This window comes from Halomonas sp. DP3Y7-2, assembly GCF_019800795.1.
Classification (GTDB): domain Bacteria; phylum Pseudomonadota; class Gammaproteobacteria; order Pseudomonadales; family Halomonadaceae; genus Halomonas; species Halomonas litopenaei_A.
Genome location: NZ_JAHVKJ010000008.1, coordinates 254,631 through 274,251 on the forward strand (window position 1 = coordinate 254,631; position 19,621 = coordinate 274,251).

General features: G+C 63.7%; 14 protein-coding genes. 6 read left to right on the forward strand and 8 right to left on the reverse strand.

Annotated features, from left to right (window positions below):
* Positions 1–140: 140 nt before the first annotated feature.
* From cysM to ppc, 5 genes are all read left to right on the forward strand, one after another.
* Positions 141–1,037 (forward strand): cysteine synthase CysM, encoded by an 897-nt coding sequence (cysM, locus tag KUV45_RS11000; protein WP_206937626.1) that lies wholly within the window; start codon positions 141–143, stop codon positions 1,035–1,037.
* 1 nt (position 1,038) lies between these two features.
* Positions 1,039–2,508: a 23S rRNA (uracil(1939)-C(5))-methyltransferase RlmD gene (gene rlmD / locus KUV45_RS11005; RefSeq protein WP_222163055.1), complete on the forward strand. Its 1,470-nt coding sequence runs from the start codon at positions 1,039–1,041 to the stop codon at positions 2,506–2,508.
* Positions 2,501–4,759 (forward strand): GTP diphosphokinase, encoded by a 2,259-nt coding sequence (gene relA / locus KUV45_RS11010; protein WP_222163056.1) that lies wholly within the window; start codon positions 2,501–2,503, stop codon positions 4,757–4,759. The genes rlmD and relA overlap by 8 nt, the downstream gene beginning before the upstream one ends.
* Complete coding sequence (gene mazG / locus KUV45_RS11015) at positions 4,756–5,649, forward strand: nucleoside triphosphate pyrophosphohydrolase (protein WP_222163057.1); 894 nt, start codon at positions 4,756–4,758, stop codon at positions 5,647–5,649. Before relA ends, mazG begins: the two co-directional genes overlap by 4 nt.
* Positions 5,650–5,727: 78 nt before the next feature.
* Positions 5,728–8,376, forward strand: a complete 2,649-nt coding sequence (gene ppc, locus KUV45_RS11020; protein ID WP_222163058.1) for a phosphoenolpyruvate carboxylase — start codon at positions 5,728–5,730, stop codon at positions 8,374–8,376.
* Positions 8,377–8,496: 120 nt separating this feature from the next.
* Here the strand turns inward: ppc and KUV45_RS11025 are convergent, their stop codons facing one another.
* From KUV45_RS11025 to KUV45_RS11050, 6 genes are all read right to left on the reverse strand, one after another.
* Complete coding sequence (locus tag KUV45_RS11025) at positions 8,497–9,918, reverse strand: sigma-54-dependent Fis family transcriptional regulator (RefSeq protein WP_222163059.1); 1,422 nt, start codon at positions 9,916–9,918, stop codon at positions 8,497–8,499.
* 94 nt (positions 9,919–10,012) lie between these two features.
* The gene (locus tag KUV45_RS11030; protein WP_206937694.1) at positions 10,013–11,605 is read right to left on the reverse strand and encodes a sodium:solute symporter family protein; all 1,593 of its coding nucleotides are present in this window, start codon (positions 11,603–11,605) and stop codon (positions 10,013–10,015) included.
* Between the two features lie 147 nt (positions 11,606–11,752).
* A complete protein-coding gene (locus tag KUV45_RS11035; RefSeq protein WP_206937697.1) occupies positions 11,753–11,971 on the reverse strand; it encodes a hypothetical protein in 219 nt (72 codons plus the stop codon).
* A 69-nt stretch (positions 11,972–12,040) separates the two neighbouring features.
* On the reverse strand, positions 12,041–13,315 hold the full coding sequence (locus KUV45_RS11040; RefSeq protein ID WP_222163060.1) for a peptidase: 1,275 nt from the start codon (positions 13,313–13,315) through the stop codon (positions 12,041–12,043).
* Positions 13,316–13,610: 295 nt separating this feature from the next.
* On the reverse strand, positions 13,611–14,867 hold the full coding sequence (locus tag KUV45_RS11045; RefSeq protein ID WP_222163061.1) for a M20 family metallo-hydrolase: 1,257 nt from the start codon (positions 14,865–14,867) through the stop codon (positions 13,611–13,613).
* A gap of 319 nt (positions 14,868–15,186) precedes the next feature.
* The gene (locus KUV45_RS11050; protein WP_222163062.1) at positions 15,187–15,876 is read right to left on the reverse strand and encodes a hypothetical protein; all 690 of its coding nucleotides are present in this window, start codon (positions 15,874–15,876) and stop codon (positions 15,187–15,189) included.
* Between the two features lie 227 nt (positions 15,877–16,103).
* On the opposite strand from KUV45_RS11050, the gene KUV45_RS11055 reads away from it, so the two are divergent.
* Positions 16,104–16,277 (forward strand): hypothetical protein, encoded by a 174-nt coding sequence (locus KUV45_RS11055; protein ID WP_222163063.1) that lies wholly within the window; start codon positions 16,104–16,106, stop codon positions 16,275–16,277.
* 242 nt (positions 16,278–16,519) lie between these two features.
* On the opposite strand, the gene KUV45_RS11060 is transcribed toward KUV45_RS11055, so the two are convergent.
* Positions 16,520–17,452, reverse strand: a complete 933-nt coding sequence (locus KUV45_RS11060) for a ketopantoate reductase family protein (protein ID WP_222163064.1) — start codon at positions 17,450–17,452, stop codon at positions 16,520–16,522.
* On the reverse strand, positions 17,452–19,455 hold the full coding sequence (locus KUV45_RS11065) for a DNA topoisomerase III (RefSeq protein WP_222163065.1): 2,004 nt from the start codon (positions 19,453–19,455) through the stop codon (positions 17,452–17,454). Before KUV45_RS11065 ends, KUV45_RS11060 begins: the two co-directional genes overlap by 1 nt.
* Positions 19,456–19,621: the final 166 nt, after the last annotated feature.

A 19,621-nucleotide genomic window follows, 5' to 3' on the forward strand; every position in this document is an offset into this window, starting at 1 on the left:
ACAGTCCTTGCCGAGTTACAGGCGTGCCGGGGCGGGAACCCGTCACGGCGCACGTTCCATGTCACCCCAAGTGAGCACGCCTGTCCAGTCGCGAGGGGCGTCGATATAATGGCCGCAGACGACGTTACAAGGAAAGCGTGATGGATTTCCCCTATCTCGAACAGCTGGTGGGTCATACGCCGCTGGTTCGGCTCAAGCGAATCACCGCAGGTCGCAACAATGTGTTGCTGGCCAAGCTGGAAGGCAACAACCCGGCGGGGTCGGTCAAGGATCGGCCGGCGCTGTCGATGTTCGACGAAGCCGAGCGGCGCGGCGATATTGCCCCGGGAGACACCCTGATCGAGGCGACCTCCGGCAACACGGGTATCGCCTTGGCGATGGTGGCCGCGATGAAGGGCTATCGCATGGTTCTGATCATGCCGGAGAGTGCGTCGAGTGAGCGTAAGCAGGCGATGGCAGCCTACGGTGCGGAGCTGATCGAGGTCAGCAAGGAAGGTGGCATGGAGGCGGCCCGAGACCTGGCCGACACCATGGTCGCCAAGGGCGAGGGCAAGGCACTGGACCAGTTTGCCAATCCCGACAATCCGCTCGGTCACTACCGCACCACGGGACCAGAGCTGTGGCAGCAGACCGATGGTCAGATCACGCACTTCGTCAGTTCCATGGGGACCACCGGGACCATCATGGGCGTTTCTCGCTATCTCAAGGAGCAGCGCGACGACATCCAGATCATCGGCCTGCAGCCGGAGGACGGTGCCAGTATCGCCGGTATCCGGCGCTGGCCAGCGGCGTATCTGCCGAAGATTTTCGAGCCAGAACGGGTCGATCGGGTGCTCGATATTGGCCAGCAGGAGGCCGAGGTTCACATGCGCCGCCTGGCCCGCGAGGAGGGCATTCTTGCCGGAGTGTCTTCCGGTGGCGCCCTGGCGGGCGCCCTGCGGGTGGCAGAGCAGGTCGAGAACGCCGTGATCGTGTTTATCGTCTGCGACCGTGGTGATCGCTACCTGTCCACCGGCCTGTTGGCTCCGGAGGCTTGACGTGGGATTGGGAAAACGCCGTCCGCCGCGTCGTGCCTCTGGTGGCTCTGGACTTTCCGGCCAGCAGGCCAGGGAGCGTCAAGCGGCTCCGTCGCAAGCTGCCAAGGGAATGGCACACCAGGAGCTGGCCCAAGAGGGCCTGGTCGACGTTCACGGCCTGGCCCATGATGGCAGAGGAATTGCCCGAGGCGCGGACGGCAAGACGGTCTTCATCGACGCTGCCCTGCCTGGCGAGCGCGTCGAGGTGGCGGTTCACCTGACGCGCAAGCGTTTTGATGAGGCGCATGTACGCCAGCTGATCGACCCCTCGCCGGACCGGGTTACGCCACCGTGCCCCTACAATGACCGCTGTGGCGGCTGTGATCTGCAGCACTTGTCCCGCAGCGGTCAGCGCCGGCACAAGGCCGCGGTGTTGTCCGATCTGCTGGCTCGCCAGGGGATCCAGGCAGAGATCGACAGTATCGAGGTGCTGGCGACCGATACGGAGGGGTATCGGCGTCGCGCGCGTCTTGGCGTCAGGGTCGATGCCGAAGGCGTCGTCCACATGGGCTTTCGTGCCAGGCGCAGTCACCGCCTGGTGTCGGTGACCTCGTGCACCGTGTTGGTGCCAGAGCTGGCGGCACTGCTGCCAGCGTTGCACCAGCAGCTGTCGGCCCTGGCATCACCGCGGCTGGTGGGACACGTGGAACTTCTCGCCAGTGACGATCAGGTGACCTTGGTGGTCCGCCAGCTGCGCGAGCATGCGCAAGATCTCGACCTCTGGCAGCAATGGGCAGAGCACCACGGGGTGGCCCTGGCGCTGCTGTCCGGCCGGCAGTCGCCGGCCTTTGCCTGGGTGATCGAGCCCCGCGCCGCGCTCACCGTGCAGGTGCCATCCGCCCATGGCAGCATGGCGCTGGGGATTGCGCCCGGCGATTTTCTGCAGGCCAATGACGAGGTCAATCGACTGATGGTGGCGACCGCCCTGGCGTGGCTTGGCGCGCCTGGGACGCCAGACGAGCCCCTGTTGGACCTGTTCGCGGGCATCGGCAATTTCAGCCTTCCCCTGGCGGCGGCCGGGTATCAGGTCGCGGCCTGGGAGGGCGCTGCGCAGATGGTCGAGCGCTTGCGCGACAATGCCCAGCGCGTTGGCGTTGATGTGGCGGCCGACCAGGCCAATCTGCATGACCAGACCCAGGTGGAGAGGCTGTTGCAAGACCCGTCCATCGGCGTGGTGGTGCTTGACCCGCCCCGTGATGGCGCCGAGGCATTATGTCGGGCACTGGCCAAAAGTACGGTGCCCAGGGTCTTGTATATTGCTTGCGATCCCTCCACCCTTTCTCGCGATACGGCACATTTGTTGCAGGGAGGCTATCGTCTGCGACGAGTGGCCATGGCAGACATGTTCGTGCACACCTCGCACCTGGAGTCGATGGTGTTGCTCGAGCGTCCAACGTCGTCGCCACGCCAAGGAGTCAGGAGAGATGGTTAAAGTGCGGGAAGACCAGCCGCTGAATGCGGAGGGTCGGGTCGATATCGACCAGTGGGTGGCGCGGCTGCAGGAGGATGTCAAACTCGCTGACGCCAGTGAGCTTGCTGAGGCCTGCCGCTTGGCGGAGTCGCTGGAGCAGACGTCGGAGCGCCCCCACAAGTCCTGGCTGAAGGATGGCTCAAGCTTCCGCATGGGGCTCGAGATGGCGGACATTCTGGGTGAGCTGCGGCTGGACCAGACCGCCATCGAGGCGGCGGTGCTCTATCGTGCTGTGCGTGAGAAGCTGATCCAGCCCGAGCAGGTGGCCAAGCGCTTCGGTGATGAGGTTGCCCGCTTGATTCAAGGCGTGCTGCAGATGGCTGCCATCAGCAACACCCAGACCAGCACACCGGGGCTGCAGCAGCAGGATCAGCAGGATAATCTGCGCAAGATGCTGGTCAACATGATCGATGACGTTCGCGTGGCATTGATCAAGATTGCCGAGCGTACCTGCGCCCTTCGTCAGGTTCGGGACGCGCCGCGGGAGAAGCAGGTCCGGGTCGCTCGAGAAGTCTTCGATATCTATGCACCGCTGGCGCATCGTCTGGGCATCGGTCACCTCAAGTGGGAGCTCGAGGACCTGTCGTTCCGCTACCTGCATGAGGACGACTACAAGACCGTGGCGCGGCAGCTGGCCGAGAAGCGCCTGGACCGTGATCGGTATATTCAGGAAGTGGTGGACACCCTCAAGACGTTGATGTCGGCGCAGGGTATCCATGATTTCCAGGTGGATGGGCGGGCAAAACATATCTTTTCGATCTGGCGCAAGATGAAGCGCAAGCGGATCGACTTCTCCCAGGTCCATGACGTTCGCGCGGTCCGCATTCTGGTGCCGAGCGTCCAGGACTGCTACACCATGCTCGGTATTGTCCATTCCCGCTGGCACACGGTGCCGGACGAGTTCGACGACTACATCGCCAATCCCAAGAAGAACGGCTACCAGTCGCTTCATACGGCGGTCATCGGTCCGGAAAACAAGGTGCTCGAGATCCAGATTCGCACCTTCGCCATGCACGAAGAAGCGGAGCTGGGCGTGTGTGCCCACTGGCGCTACAAGGGCCACGACACCAACGCCCGCAGCGACAGCTACGAAGAGAAGATCGCCTGGCTGCGCCAGGTGCTGGAATGGCACGAGGAGGTCGGCGAGTTCGGCGATCTGCGAGAGGGCCTGACCAGCGATGTAGCTCCGGATCGCATCTATGTGTTCACCCCGGATGGTCATGTCATCGACTTGCCACGGGTCGCCACCCCCATCGACTTTGCCTACCGGGTGCATACCGAGGTCGGGCATCGCTGTCGCGGTGCCAAGGTCAACGGACGCATTGTGCCGCTGACGTACAAGCTCAAGACTGGCCAGCAGGTGGAGATCCTTACCGCCAACAAGAGCGCGCCAAGCCGTGACTGGCTCAATCCGAATCTGGGTTTCGTGCGCACTTCCAGGGCCAGGGCCAAGATTCAGTCCTGGTTCAAGCACCAGGCCAGAGACCAGAACGTCGAGGAAGGCAAGGCACTGTTCGAGCGTGAGATGAAACGTCTCGATGTGCACGACATGGATCTGGACACCCTGGCGAAGAAGGTCAACTACGCCAACGCAGATGACATGTATGCTGCGCTTGGCGCCGGGGATCTGCGCATCGGTCAGGTGCTGCATCAGGCCCAGCAGCTGTTCGGCGACAGCGACGAGCAGGAACACCTGGACCGACTGCTGGCCAAGCAGCGTCAGCGTCCCGCCAAGACCCCGGATGGCGACATCACGGTGCTGGGGGTGGGCAATCTCAAGACCAACATGGCCAATTGCTGCCATCCGATGCCCGGGGAGCCGATTGTCGGCTTCATTACCCAGGGGCGTGGGGTGTCGATTCATCGTCAGGACTGTCCCAATATCTTGCAACTGAGGGTCGACGAGCCCCAGCGGGTCATTGAAGTCGAGTGGGGGTCGCGGGCGAGCAACCAGTATCCGGTCGACATCGAGATCCTTGCCTGGGACCGGTCCGGCCTGCTGCGGGATGTCACTGCCGTGCTGGGCCAGGACAAGGTCAACGTGCTGTCGGTGAATACGCGCACCGATACCGACGATGGCATCGCCAGGCTGTCGATCACCGCCGAGGTGGATGGTCTGGAGACGCTGGAGCGACTGTTCTCGCGGATCCAGCAGTTGCCCAACATCATCGAGGTAAAGCGCAAGCGCGCCCAGGGGAGGTCGCGAGGATGAGTCGACGCTACGACATCGACGATCTGCTCACGCTGATGCGCGTGCTGCGGGACCCTCAACAGGGCTGCCCGTGGGACGTCAAGCAGCACTGGGACTCCATCGTGCCCCACACCCTGGAGGAAGCCTACGAGGTGGCTGACGCCATCGAGCGCCGGGCGTTTGACGAGCTTCCTGGTGAGTTGGGGGATCTGCTGTTTCAAGTGGTCTACTACAGTCAGTTCGGCCGCGAGGAAGGGCGTTTCGATTTCCATGATGTGGTGCATGTGCTGGCCGACAAGATGCTCAAGCGCCACCCACATGTGTTTGTGGACGGCACCCTGGAGTCTCGCCGGCAGGGTGAGTCCGCGGCCGAGGTCGAGACGCGTCAGGTGAAGTCGCGCTGGGAGTCGCTGAAGGCGGCTGAGCGGGAGAGCCGTGCCGAGGGCGAGGCCCGTCATGTATCGGCGCTGGATGATGTGCCGCGCACACTGCCTGCCCTCAGCCGCGCGTCCAAGCTGTCCAAGCGGGCGGCGCGGGCCGGCTTCGACTGGCCCGATGCGGCTGGAGTGATGGACAAGCTGGAGGAAGAACTGGCCGAGGTGCGCGAGGCCCTGGAGGCCGGCGATCACGACCACGCTGCCAGTGAGGTGGGTGATCTGCTGTTTGCCACGGTCAACCTGGCACGCCGGCTTGGCGTCGACCCGGAGGCCTGCCTCAGGGGCACCAACGGACGCTTTGAACGGCGCTTTCGTTATATGGAAAGGGCACTGGTGGAGCAGGGCACGGCGCTGGAGCGTGCCTCCCTCGAACAGATGGAAGAGCGCTGGCAGGAGGCGAAGCGGCTGGAGCGCGAGCAGCCAGAACGCGAGCAGGCCTCGCCGCCACACCAGGGCTTGGCTGGCGCCGACTGATCCACGGGCACCTTACCACCACAACGTAGTGGGGCCGGCGTCAGGGGTCCCGCTGGACACAATAGACAAGGAGACCCCATGAGCCACGACCTGCACGAATCCCTGCGTGACAACGTCCGCATTCTCGGTGACAGCCTGGGACGCACGATTGCCGATGACCTCGGCCCGGGGTTTGTCTCGCGCATTGAAACGATTCGCGGACTGGCCAAGCGGGGACGCCAGGGAGAGGAGGCCGGCCAGCAGGAACTCATCGAGTATCTGCGTCGCCTGCCGGAGAAGGACCTTTTGCCGGTCACCCGCGCCTTCAATCAGTTCCTCAATCTGGCCAACATCGCCGAGCAGCACTACCGCGCGCGCTTTCGTCGGGTCGAAGACTACAAGCCAGGGATGCAGCCGGTACTGGGCGAACTGCTCGAGCGGGCGCGCAAGGAGGGTCATACCCCGCGCAAGCTGGTCGAGACGCTGGCTAACATGCGCGTCGAGCTGGTGCTGACGGCGCATCCGACGGAGGTCATCCGGCGCACGTTGATCCAGAAGTACGACGCGATCGATGACTGCCTGACCGCGATCGAATCCTCTGGTGAATACCCCGAGCGCGCGGCACGGGCCAAGGGGCGGCTCGAAGAGTTGATCAGCCAGGCCTGGCACACCGACGAGATTCGCCACGATCGGCCGACCCCGGTGGACGAGGCCAAATGGGGCTTCGCGGTGATCGAGAATTCCCTGTGGCAGGCGGTGCCGGATTTCCATCGAGACCTCGACAACCTGTTGCTGGAGAGCGCCGGTGAGCGCCTGCCGCTAGACGCTGCGCCGCTGCGCTTCGCTTCGTGGATGGGCGGCGATCGCGACGGCAACCCCAATGTCACCGCCCGGGTTACCCGGGAAGTGCTGCTGCTGGGGCGCTGGATGGCGGCGGATCTCTATCTGCGTGATCTCGAACAGCTCAAGATCGAGCTGTCCATGTGGAGCACCAACAGTGCCCTGCGTGCCGAGGTCGGCAATGTCGCTGAGCCCTATCGGGAGCTGCTCAAGCGCCTGGTGACGAAGGTCGAGGCGACCCGCGACTGGGCCAAGGCAGAGCTGGACGGCAAGAGCTACGACGGTGGGCCGATCATCGAGACCCGTGATCAGCTGTATGCGCCGCTGCTGGCCTGCTATCGCTCGCTGTGTGACGTCGGCCTGGACACCATCGCCAACGGCGTGCTGCTGGATACCCTGCGCCGGGTGGCGGTATTTGGCGTCACCCTGACCAAGCTGGATCTGCGCCAGGAAGCCGGACGTCACGCCCAGGTGATGGAAGAGCTGACCCACGACCTGGGGCTTGGCAACTATCGCGACTGGAGCGAGGAGCAGCGCCAGGCCTTCCTGCTGGCGGAGCTTGAATCCGCGCGGCCGCTGATTCCGCGTCGCTGGGAATGTTCGGCGGAGACCCGCGAGACCCTGGACACCTTCCAGGTGGTGGCCGCCGAGCACGGCGAGGCACTGGGCACCTATATCATCTCCATGGCAGGCCAGCCCTCGGACGTGTTGACGGTGGCACTGCTGATGAAAGAAGTCGGCGGTCGCGTGGGCATGCCCATCGCGCCGCTGTTCGAGACCCTCGATGACCTGAACCGTGCGGGCGATGTGATCGACCGGCTGCTGGCGTTGCCTGGCTATCGCCAGTTTGCAGGTGACAGTCAGGAGGTGATGATCGGTTATTCCGACTCGGCCAAGGATGCCGGGCAACTGGCAGCGGCCTGGGCGCAGTATCGCGCCCAGGAAGCGCTGGTCGACGTGTGTCAGCGGCACGCGGTCGATCTCACCCTGTTCCACGGTCGCGGTGGTACCGTGGGTCGCGGCGGTGGTCCTTCCCACGCGGCGATCCTTTCGCAGCCGCCGGGGTCGGTCAACGGCAGCCTCAGGGTGACCGAGCAGGGCGAGATGATTCGCTTCAAGTTTGGCCAGCCGGACATTGCCCTGCGTTCCATGGAAATCTATGCCTGCGCGGTGCTCGAGGCCTCGCTGCTGCCGCCGCCCAAGCCCAAGCCCGCCTGGCGTGACGAGATGGACCGGCTGGCCGAGATCGCCCACGGTGCTTATGTCGGCGTGGTGCGCAAGGATCCGGACTTCGTGCCGTATTTCCGCGCGGTCACCCCGGAAGGTGCGCTGGGTCGCCTGCCCCTGGGCTCGCGTCCGACCAAGCGGCGCCAGGATGGTGGCGTCGAGACCCTGCGCGCCATTCCCTGGATCTTCGCCTGGACCCAGATTCGCCTGATGCTGCCCGCCTGGCTGGGCACCGGCGAGGCCTTCGCCACGCGCCTGGCCGAACCAGGTGGCCTGGATGTCCTGCAAGAGATGCGTGAGCAGTGGCCCTTCTTCGGTACCTACCTGGATATGCTGGAGATGCTGCTGGCCAAGGCCGACGTGGAGCTGGCGGCCTACTACGAGCATCGACTGGTCGACGAACCCAGTCTCGAGGCGCTGGGTCAGCGGCTGCGGGAGCGTTTCCGCAAGCTCCATGAAGAGCTGCTGAAGATCCTCGACCAGCAGGAATTGCTGGAGAAGACGCCGTTGATTCGTCAGGCCATCGAAGTGCGCAACCCGTACATCGATCCGCTGCACGGCTTGCAGGCCGAACTGCTGCAGCGTAATCGTGACGCGGACGGTGCCATCAGCGCGGATCTGTCCCGTGCCCTGATGGTCACCATGGCAGGTATCGCCGCCGGGCTGCGTAACACCGGCTGACGACGACCATGTAGCGCGCTGTTAGCGATGCCCACACTATCTGCCCGGCCATATGGCCGGGCAGATAGTGTGAGGTGCAAGGTATGCCAGCCCACAGGGATATGCGCTCAACTGAGGCCTTCACCCCTTCCTGAGGCGGCGCATCAACCAGGATTGGCTGACTCCTAGTGCCTCGGCGGCCTTGCGCGTGCTGCCATGCTGTTCGAGGGCCTGATCGATGGCCGCCCGCTCCAATGCTGCCAGGCGCTCAGGCAGTGGCTGTGGGTCACTGTCTTCAAGCGTTGCCAGCAGCGTGCCGTGGGACGTCGTGGCATCAGCGGCAGTACTCGGCTTCAGTTCGGGTAGGTCCAGGGCCAGATCGGCCACGCCGATGGTGCTGCCTTCGCAAAAGACGCTCATGCGTTCCAGCAGGTTCTCCAGCTCCCGCACGTTTCCCGGCCAGTGATAGCGGCTCAGCGCTCTCAAGGCGGCGCGTTCAAGGCTCAGGTGACGCTTGTGGCGTTGTGCAATGTCCTTCAGCAGCTGCGTGGCAAGGCGGGGTATGTCCTCGGGGCGCTCGCGCAGTGGCGGCACCTCGATGGGCACGATATTGAGGCGATAGAACAGGTCAGGGCGAAAGCTTCCGTCCTGGACCCGGGTCGCCAGGTCAGCATTGGTGGCAGCCACGATACGCACGTTGGCCTTCTGCACCTTGCCCCCCAACGGATGGTACTGACGTTCCTGCAGCAGTTGCAGCAACTTGGGTTGCAGCGGCAGCGGCAGCTCACCGATCTCGTCGAGAAACAGCGTGCCGCCTTCTGCCAGGGCGACATAGCCGACGCGACCATCACGATGGGCGCCGGTAAAGGCGCCACTGCGGTGGCCGAACAGTTCGGCCTCCAGCAGCGCTTCGGGGATGGCGGCGCAGTTGACGTGAATCAGCGGTTTGTCGGAGCGCGGGCTGTACTGGTGCAGGCGATTGACCAGCCAGCTCTTGCCGACCCCGGTTTCCCCCGTGACCAGCACGGTGGTATCGCTGGCGGCGGCTCGGTCCAGGCGTTCCAGGCACTGGCGATAGCGCGGACTGCGGCTGGGTGAGGCCGGACTGGTCTCGCTGGCGACCTGCTCTTGGCGAATGCGCTTGAGCTGGTGCATGACATGGTCAAGCAATGCTTGCGTGGTGTCCGGGGAGCGGGAGGCCAGCACGTCACGGTCCAGATTGCGTGTCTGTACCAGCACGGCATCGGGCTCGGCGGGAGAGCCTGAGTTCAGGCAGAACAGGCTGCCGTTCACCAGATAGTCCTTGCCGCGATAGCGGTGCACGACACTGACGGGCCTGCGTTCATCGATCACGAAGCGGGTGACCGACGGAGAAAACACGCCTTCCTGCTCCAGAGTGTAGACGTCGCTGGCATACAGCCGTGCTTCGGTGGTCTCGAGCTGGGACAGGCTGGCCTGGTTGACCCACAGCACGCGTCCCTCGAGGTCGGTAATGAAAATGCCATCCTCGAGTGCATTGAGGATGGCCAGCAGTTGATCGGGCATGAGGGTGCCGTGGTTCATCGAGGCTCCGGACAGTGACCAGGTGGGTCATGGTGTGCCCGGAGCGAGCGTTAGTAAAGATGGGAGAGGGGCTCAGCAGCCCCTCAGCCTGCTGTTACAGCCCAAGCTGGCTGAACAGGTAGCCCCACAGCGCGCCGGCGATGACCACGAACAGCACCATGATGAACCACACCTGGCGGTATTCGCGGATAAGTGCCTTGGCGCCGTTCGGGCGGGCCAGGATGTCGCGGATGGTGGTGTCGGACAGCCGCCGGGCGCGGATGTCGTCGAACACCTTCAACTCATAGTCCGAGGGCTGGCTCTTGAGTCCCACGGCAATCAGCGCCAGGGTGCCGAGCAGAATGGCGACCTGCAGGTTGTCGATGTGCAGCGGCAGTGCCAGCAGACCATGACGTTCCAGCTCGCCCACCACAATGAAGGTGATCGAGCCCACCAGCATGCAGGCCAGCGCGGCGTTGGCGCTCATCCGGCGCCAGTGGAGCGCAGCCACGATGGTCGGCAGCCAGGCCACGGCGAAGATGGCACCGGCATAGATGGAGATCCAGTAGATGCCGGCGGGGCGCGAGATCGCCACCGCGCAGACGATCAGTGCCACCACCGCCTGGGAGATGCGACCCAGGACGACCCCCTTGCGCTCGCTGACCTGGCGGTCAAACAGCTTTTCGTAGAGGTCTCGCGCCAGGGCAAAGCCTGTCAGCACGAACAGGGTGGACGCCGTGGACATGATGGAGGCCATCAGACCCGCCAGGCCGATGCCGGCCAGGGTCGGATTGGTGTGTTCCATGAAGCCGACAATCATGGCCCGGTCAGTCGGCTCGATACCCGGCTGAATGACTTGCATGGCGGCGGCGGCAAGAAACACCAGCAGCTGCATGGCGGGGGCAAAGAACACCCCGATCACCGCGACCTTGAGGATCACGAAGTCGTTCTTGGCCGGAAACACGCGGGAGACCAGTGCAGGGGTACAGGCGAAGAACAGGATCCACACCAGGAACTGCGAGATGGACCAGCCCAGCGGACGCTCATTGGCGCCACCGATGGTCCAGAAGCCGGGCAGCGTTTCGCCAAGGCCCTTCATGGCATCAAAGCCCGCATCGCCGATCAGTAGCGGGGCAATGACGAAGGCTATGGCCAGCATGGTGAAGAACATCATGGTGTCGGTGTAGACCACGCCATACATGCCGGACAGCGAGCAGAAAGCCAGCAGGGCCAGGGTAAAGGCGACGATGATCACCGGGAACGGGATGTCGATGATCTCGGCCAGTACCAGGCCCGCACCAATCAGCTGGATGATGCCGTAGCCGAGCAGGCCCACGACCATCAGGATCAACGCCACCACGCTGACCCATTTGTTGTTAAAGCGATAGTCGAAGAAGTCCATCATGGTGCGGCAGTTGAGCGCCTTGAGCTTGCGCCCGATGAAGACCACCGCGATCAGGGTGCCGACCCAGGCACCGAAGGAGCCTAGCGCCGCGATCACCAGGGGCCCCTCGCTGTAGGAAATGCCGGCGATGCCCATCAGGGTCACCGCACTCAGGAAGGTCGCAGCCAGGGTGCCGACGATCAGCAGCGTCGAACCCTGCTCGCCCATCACATAGAAGTCGTCCTTGTTCTTGATACGACGGGCGAGCAGTGCCGCCACCGCCACGTAGGCGGTGAGTACGGTAGCGAAGATTGCCAGAGTCATGGCAGGTCTCTCTTGTTACAGGTTGTGGTTGTGTTAGGGAAATGCGGCAGCAAATGCCTGCGCCGCCAATTCGCTGCGCTGTGGGCGCTTGGCGTCTCGTGGCGCTGGACCGATGTCTTCAGCACTTCCCTTGGGTTGGCAAAGGGGTCAGCCCCGGGAAGTCTCGGGCTGTGGTGACGGGCTCCTGGTTTGCTGAGGGCTGGGCTGCCCAGATTGAGGCGCGCTGTCGGGTTGAGCGCCTTGCTTGAGCCGGCGAATGGTCGGGCGATACTCCCTGACCAGAATGACGCCGACAATCGCGACGGAAAGTGCCGTCGTGAGGAAGGCGTTGGCAAACAGAAACAGCACGTGGGGGTGGAAATCCATCGAAAAGCCTCTTGTTGTGGGGCGGGTATAGCGCGCACGCCTAGCCCGTCCTGTCATCGGGTCAGCGGATCAGGTGTCGGCCAGTTCACACCAGTCCATCAAGGTCAGCGCCATGATTTCGGCCACGGCAAAGACATCGTCCAAGCGAATGTGCTCATCGGGATGGTGGGCCAGTCGAGTGATGCCTGGGCCGAACACCAGCGCCGGAATGCCGTACTGGGACAGCAACCCGCCATCGGTTCCCCAGGGCGAGGCCTGCACCGCCGGCTGGCGGCCGTGGACCCGCTCGAAGGCATCGGCGAGCTGTGTCACCAAGGGGTTGTCCATATCGATGCCCCCTGGCTGCCAGCAGGCACCGTAGAAGGTGACGTCTACCGGGTGGTCGATGAACCAGTCGTCGACCTCTGCCAAGGCTGACATGGCGTCCCGCAGGGACTGTTCGGCAGCCGCCACGGTCTCACCGGGGCCGACACCGATACGGCCTTCCATGGTGATATCGTCCGGCACGCTGGACGGCCAATCTCCACCGGCGATGCGGCCGAGATTGATCGGCAGAGGAATCGGTACACCGGCGTAGAGAGGGTCATCCAGCTCGGCGTTGCGGCGTGCCTCCAGGGCCTGGATCGCCTGAATCACGGGAACGCTTTTCTCCAGCGCGCTGACGCCCTCATAGCGGGTGCCGCCATGCGCCTTGACCCCGGACACCGTCAGCCTGAACCAGCGCGACCCTTGCTGGCGCGGAAACAACTTCTGCTCGCTGGGCTCGGGGATCAGAGCCGCATCCGCGGTGTAGCCTCGCTCCAGAGCCGCCAGGGTACCAGCGCCGCCAGCCTCTTCCTCGACCACGCTTTGCACAATGACGTCGCCCTTCAGGCGGATGCCCAGTGCCATCAGGGTTTCCACCGCTATCAAGGCAGACAGGTTACCGCCTTTCATGTCGGTGACGCCGCGACCGAACAGGCAGCCGTCGCTGACATGGCCGGAGAAGGGGTGATCCTGCCACTGGTCATGATCACCCTCCGGCACTACGTCGACGTGGCCATTGAGGATCAGCGAGCGGCCACCGCCAGCGCCTTTCCAGGTGCCCACGACATTGGGGCTACCGGCCAGGCTATCTCTCTGGCAATGGAAGTAGGGGTTGTCAGCGAGGGTGTCGATATCGATTTCCCACAGGTCGGTATCCAGCCCCAGCGCTTGGTAGCGCTCAGCAATGCGCTGCTGATAGTGCTGCTCGTGGCCGGGAAGCGTCGCCTCCTGAACCCATTCGCTCAGTAGTGAGATGTAGTCATCACGCCGTTCGTTGATGAGCGTGCGAATCTGATCATGCATCGAGACACTGCTCATGGGAGCCAGACTCCCTGTTGGGTTGTCGTTGTAGGGACCATCGTTGTAAAGACCATTGTTGTGAAGACTGTTGCTGTGAAGACTGTTGCTGTGAAGATTGCTGTGAGGACTGTGGCTGTGACGATCGACACTGTGTACGAGCGTGACGGAGAGGCTCGCCGCCATGAAGATCATGGCGTGCATCGTCATAGCGGTGGTTGGCGTTGTGAGCGAGGGGACAGCGCATCGCTGCCCACCTCGCTAGAGCTCGTTTGAGTCTATATCAACTCATTTGAGTCGAATTAGACTCGATTGCTCAGCTATCCTCACGCTCGGCCCTGGCGATGACGGCATCGCACAGCAGCTGGGTACCCAGTGCACAGTGCTCCGGCTCCGCGTACTCTGCCTCGTTGTGGCTGATGCCGTCGCGGCAGGGCACGAAGATCATGACCGTCGGGGTGACATGGGACAGGTGCACCGCATCGTGGCCTGCGCCACTCATCATGCAGGGAGCATCGAGTTGGCGGGCCTCGACGGCATCGCGCAAGGCGTCGATCAGCACCGGGTCAAAGGGCGTGACCGGGGAATGCCAGCGCCGCTCGAAGCTCAGCGTCACGCCCTCGGCCTCGGCGGACTCGTGGGCGATGCGCTCAAGCGCAGCGTCCAAGGCGTCAAGCTCGCTATCGCTGACATGACGAAGGTCGATCGTCAGCTCCACCTCACCGGGCACCACGTTGCGGGAAGGCTCGATGACCTTGAAGTCCCCCACCGTCAAGCGCGCGGCACCTTCGGAGTCGGCCATGACCTCCTCGCGCATGCGCTGTATCAACCGAGTGGCAGCCAGCAGCGGGTCGTGCCGGTAGCTCATCGGGGTGGGGCCAGCGTGAGCCGACTGTCCCGTCAGACGGATGTCGTACCAGCGAATACCTTGCACGCCGGTGACGATACCCACGGCATGGCCTTGTTCCTCAAGTACCGGTCCTTGCTCGATATGCAGCTCGAAGTAGGCGTCAAGGTCGGGTTCGCCCAAGGCTTGATCGCCGGCCTCGCCGCAGGCCTCGATGGCGTCGGCCAGGGTGATGCCCTGGCTGTCCTTGGCGTTGAAGAAGGTGGCGGCGTCCAGGCGGCCGGACCATACGCCACTACCGCCCATGGCAGGAGCGAAGCGGCTGCCTTCCTCGTTGGTCCATACGATCAGTTGCAGTGGACGCCGGGTGACGATGTCGCGCTCATGCAAGCTGCGCAGTACTTCCAGGCCGCCAAGCACGCCGAGAATGCCGTCGAATCGACCTCCCAGGGGCTGTGTATCCAGGTGGCTGCCCATGGACACTGCCGGCAGGTCGTCCTCGCGGCCACTGCGCCGGATAAACAGGTTGCCTGCCTTGTCCCGGCTCCAGCTACAGCCGATGGCTTCAATCCAATCCAGCAGCAGACGCCGGCCTGCTGCGTCTTCCTCAGTCATGGCAAGTCGCCGGTTGCCGCCGTTGGGTGACGGGCCGATCTTGGCCATTTGTATCAGGCTGTCCCACAACCGCTGGGCATCGATATCGACAGGGCGCGACGAAGACGTCATGGCAGCATTTCCTTGTGATGTTGTGTTATGCCACAGCATCTAGCGAATCATGGGCCATTTCGAGAAAAAGATTTATGAAACAATGAGATAAAGTATGTCGCATGGCGCGACTTACGACTGAAAGTGGCTCATGGTTGCCGCGTCAAGCCTCTGTGAGTCGATATCGACTCAGAGATGGGTGTCCTATTCAGGGCAAGCAGGTCTTCAGCTGCCTCGGGGGCGTCCGCGAGTGGGCGAAGTGGTGGGAGAGCGCTGGGAGAGCGCTGGCAAAGTGCTGACGAGTGCAGCAGAGGACCTTCCGATGGACCCCGGGGTGGGGTTAGAAGGGCAAGTGAAAGGAGGCGGTGATCATGTTCAGGTGCTCCAGCTCGCGGTCATCCACTTCCTCGAACTCGACCTGCCCGATCCAGCTGGATGTCATCCAGCGGGCACCAAATCCCTGCACCCGGGTAGAGCCGCTGGTGGAGTCGAAGGTGTTACGCCCGGTAACTGGATCGCTGATCCATTGTGCCATACCGGTCTTGCCGTAGACCCCGAACTGTCCGATCCGGTAGCCGGCCACCAGGCTGCCACCCAGGCTGGTAACGTCCTGCACGTGTTGACTGTCGCTGGCGGTCATAGGGACATCGTCGCTATGTCGATAACGCAACTCGGCGCCCAGGTCCCAGCCGGACACATCTTCTGGAGCCATACCGGCTGTCAGGCGGAATCCAGAGGTATAGCCGTCAGGTGTATGTACCTTGTCACCCTGTACCAGCACGCCGCTGTCGAGTCTGACGATTTCTTGACCCATGCCAGAAAAGGCCGGTGTCGCCCCCTGGCCCGCGTCGTTGTCAGCCAGGGTGGACGTGGTGGTGTTTTCGTTGGCGCAGACCCCTTGGGCCGCCAGCATCAGCAGGCTGACCAGTAGGAACAGGGTGATCGAGCGTCTCCGCGCGAGCGGTGAGCGTGATGGCGAATCGCTGTGGGCGATGCGCGTGGGTGACATCAAGAAGCGTGGAGCTGTCATGATGGTTGTCCTGGCGGAGCCTCTCCGCTAATGGCGACCCTTCCTGGGGCGGGTCGTGCCTCGTTGTTACAGGCCCCGTGCACGCTGCCGTGCTCGGCGGGGCCGGAATCTCTGTTGCTTGACGACTGTCGCTCTTCACAAGCGCCGCTCTTCACAAGCGCCGCTCTTCACAAGCGCCGCTCTCAACAAGCGCCGATTTCTACGACGTACCGCCAAGGAGGTAGCGCGTGGCGACTGTGACGAATCTCGAGCCGTCACCGGACAGCTACTATCACCGGACTGCCTCTATCGCCAGACAGCTACTATCACCGGACGGCCTCTATCACCTGACAGTCTCTGTCGCCGGACAGTCTCTGTCGCCGGATTTGCGTCATCGGCAGAGCCTTGCTGAGCATGGATAGCCATTCACTATAGACAGTAGCGACCGTAGTATCTACGACTATCGTCGTGGCTGTCCTGTCTGATCTACCTTGCCGTTTGCCTTGCCTTGCCTTGCCGCGTATCAGTCGCCGGTGGTCTGGTTGTCGCGTTCTGCCGCATCAAACGTCGCGGGGCCGAGTGCTGTCCTGGCCTGCACCCAGGCTGGCGTTGGAGCTAAAAATAGCAATCGCTGCCCGTGGATGCTACTCCAGGCTTGCCTGATTCAAGCATTCAGGAAGTGCCAATACGCCGTCAGCTGAGGGCAGGGAAGGTTTGCGTCGCTCGCAGCGTCGAGCAGCGGGCCGAGGATGGCATCGTGCTCGGTGGGGCGACCCGCCTCGATGTCCTGAAGCATTGAGGCGCGATTGGCGGCGGTTTGCGCAATGACCTGCCAGACCCTGGCGTGCCAGGCGCTGTGTCCGTGCTGCAGCGGGTACGACCCGTCCAGCGCTGTTGCGGGAGGGGGGATCTCCAGGGCCGCCAGAATCAGGCGGATTTCATCGATGATGGTGTTCACCTCATCGCGATAGGGGGCTTGTGCCAACTCGCCGTTACGGACTCGGTGGCGTGCCACCAGGGGATTGATGGCGGCATTGACGGCCAGCTTGTGCCACAGCCTGACCGAGATGTCTGCGACGGCCCGGGCATCCAGTCCGGCGTGGCGGAGTTGAGCGGCCAATGCCTCTGCAAGCTCAGTGCCGCTTGGGTTAGCGGTGCCGTCCAGATGACCGATCACGGTTTGCCCGTGACCGGCATGTACCACCCCGTGGTCGTCCTCGAGATAGGCGCCTTCGGTGGTGGAGGCGCATAGCACCGGCCCGGTCCAGGCCTCGGTGATGGGGCGCTGAACGCGCAGGCCGTTTTGCCACAGGATCACCGGCGTCTGCGGGGCAAGATGTCCGGCGACGGCGGCAAAGGCGTCCTGGGTAGCGTATGACTTGGTGGTCAGCATGACCCGCTCGACGCCTTGGCAGGCCTCGCCGGGATCCGTACTGATGGTGAGTAGCAGTCGCTGGTGCTGGCCGTGGGGGTCCGTCAGTGATTGTTGCCGGGGGAGCGGACGTCGGCCGAGCAGCCGCACGGACTGCCCTGCGGCGCTAAGGCGACATGCCAGCAGGCGGCCAATGGCGCCCGGTCCCACGATCAGCGTGCTCATCAGGTGTTCCCCTTGCGTGGCGAGCGGCGCCCCCGGCCGCTGCTGGACTTGCGGTTGGCGCCGCCGTCGGAGGTGGTGCTGGAGGCGTCTCGTGCGCTGGTTCCTTTTTTGGCCCTGGGCTGGCTCCGGCGCCGGCGAGTGCCAGCCCGCTTCGCGGGCGTGGCGGCGGCGACTTCACCCTGAGCGGAGCGCAGGGCGGACTGTAACCGCTGGCTATCGGCGCTGGCCACCAGCGCAGTGAGGTCGACCACCAGCTGAGACACGAAGGGATCGGGCTCCGCTCGGGCTTCAGCGATATCCTCCAGGCGCTGCTCCCACAGCGCCGTCCGTTCAGGCCTGCTGACCGCATCCGGCAAGGAGTGAATCAGGCCGACGCCCAGGCGGGTCGCTCGCAGAGTCTTGGCCTTGCGCACCAGGTAGCCCCGCTCGATCAGTGTTTCGATGATGCCGGCGCGGGTTGCTTCGGTGCCCAGCCCATCGGTGTCTCGCAGGGTGCGCTTGACCTCGGCGTCTTCCACGTAGCGGGCGATGTTCATCATGGCCTTGATCAAGCTGGCGTCGGTGAAGGGTTCTGGCGCACGTGTCTCGCGCTGTTCCACCTCGGCGTTGATGGCCTGGCAGGTTTCCCCCTGTTGCAGGGCGGGCAGCGGAGGCGCCTCGTCACGGGTAGTGAACAACGGCTTCCAGCCAGGTACCAGCAGTGTCTGCCCCGACGCCGCAAAGCGCTCATCCAGGAGTTGGCATTCTGCCTTGATCTCCTGGGTCTCGAGGGCCGGGTAGAATTGTGCCAGGACGTTGCGGGCGATCAGCCGATAGACGTCGGCTTCCTGGGCGGACAGCCGCTCTGCGCTGAAGGGTTTGCCGGTCGGGGCCAGAGCATGGTGGGCGCCGACCCTGCTGTCATCGAAGGCGCGCGAGCGCAGCTGCATGTCGGCGTTGGCCAGCCAGCGTCCCAGCGTCGCATCATCTCGACAGGCGCTGGCCAGCTGCCCGGGCAAGCTTTTCAAGTGCTCTCGGGGCAGGTAGCGGCAGTCGGAGCGTGGATAGGTGATGAGCTGGTGACGTTCGTAAAGGCGCTGGCAGATATCCAGCACCGCCTTGGCCGACAAACCATGACGACGGGCGGCATCGACCTGCAGTGCGGACAGCGAGTATGGCAGCGGGGGAGGCTGGCGCCGGTGACGGGATTCAACCTTGGACACGACACCCTGGCTGCCAGGCAAGCGCGCGGCCAGGGTCTGGGCCGGGGCCTCATCGAGCAGCCGGCCGCGTTCATCCAGCCGATGCTGTTCGGACGGTACCCACCAGGCCTTGAAGGTCCCTGCGGCGACGCGCACCTCTGCCCACAGCACGTGGAACGGATAGGGGACGAACTGGCGAATTTCCTCGTCGCGGCGCACCACCAGCCCGAGCACCGGTGTCTGTACACGGCCTACCGACAGCACACCATCGTGACCCGCCTGTCGCCCTATCAGGGTCCAGGCTCGGGTCAGATTGATGCCATAGAGCCAATCGGCACGCGCCCTGGTCTGGGCCGCGCGATAGAGAGCATGGTAGTGCCGATTGTCGCCGATACGTGACAATGCCCTGACGACCGCCGGGCGGTTGAGGTCATTGATCAGCAGGCGTGCTACGTCGCCTTTCCAGCCCAGATGCTCGATGACCTCCTGGACCAGCAGCTGACCTTCTCGGTCCGGGTCGCCGGCGTGCACGAGTTGGCTGGCGCGCTTGATTCTGGCGCGGATGACGGCCAGCTGACCTCGTGCCTTGGGCCGCGGTACCAGTTTCCACTGACTCGGCACGATGGGCAGGTGGTCCCGTCGCCATGGCTTGAGCGCTGGGTCATAGGCATCCGGGGGCGCCTGTTCCAGCAGATGCCCGAGACACCAGGTGACCTCGGTGTCACCGACGGACAGGTAGCCGTCATGTTTCTGTGCAGCCCCGGGCAAGGCATCGGCGATGGCGCGCGCCAGGCTAGGTTTTTCCGCAATGATCAATCGCATGGCGCACCACAGAAGGGATGTTTCTGGATATTCTTCCAGTATCTGAAGAGCGATGCCAGGTGTACCATGACGTGATTGATGTACAACTCTTATATCATTTTTTTATGCATCGAGAGTGGGCTGACCAGGCAGTCTTGCCATCTCGAGCGCTGCGACCGCTGCCGTT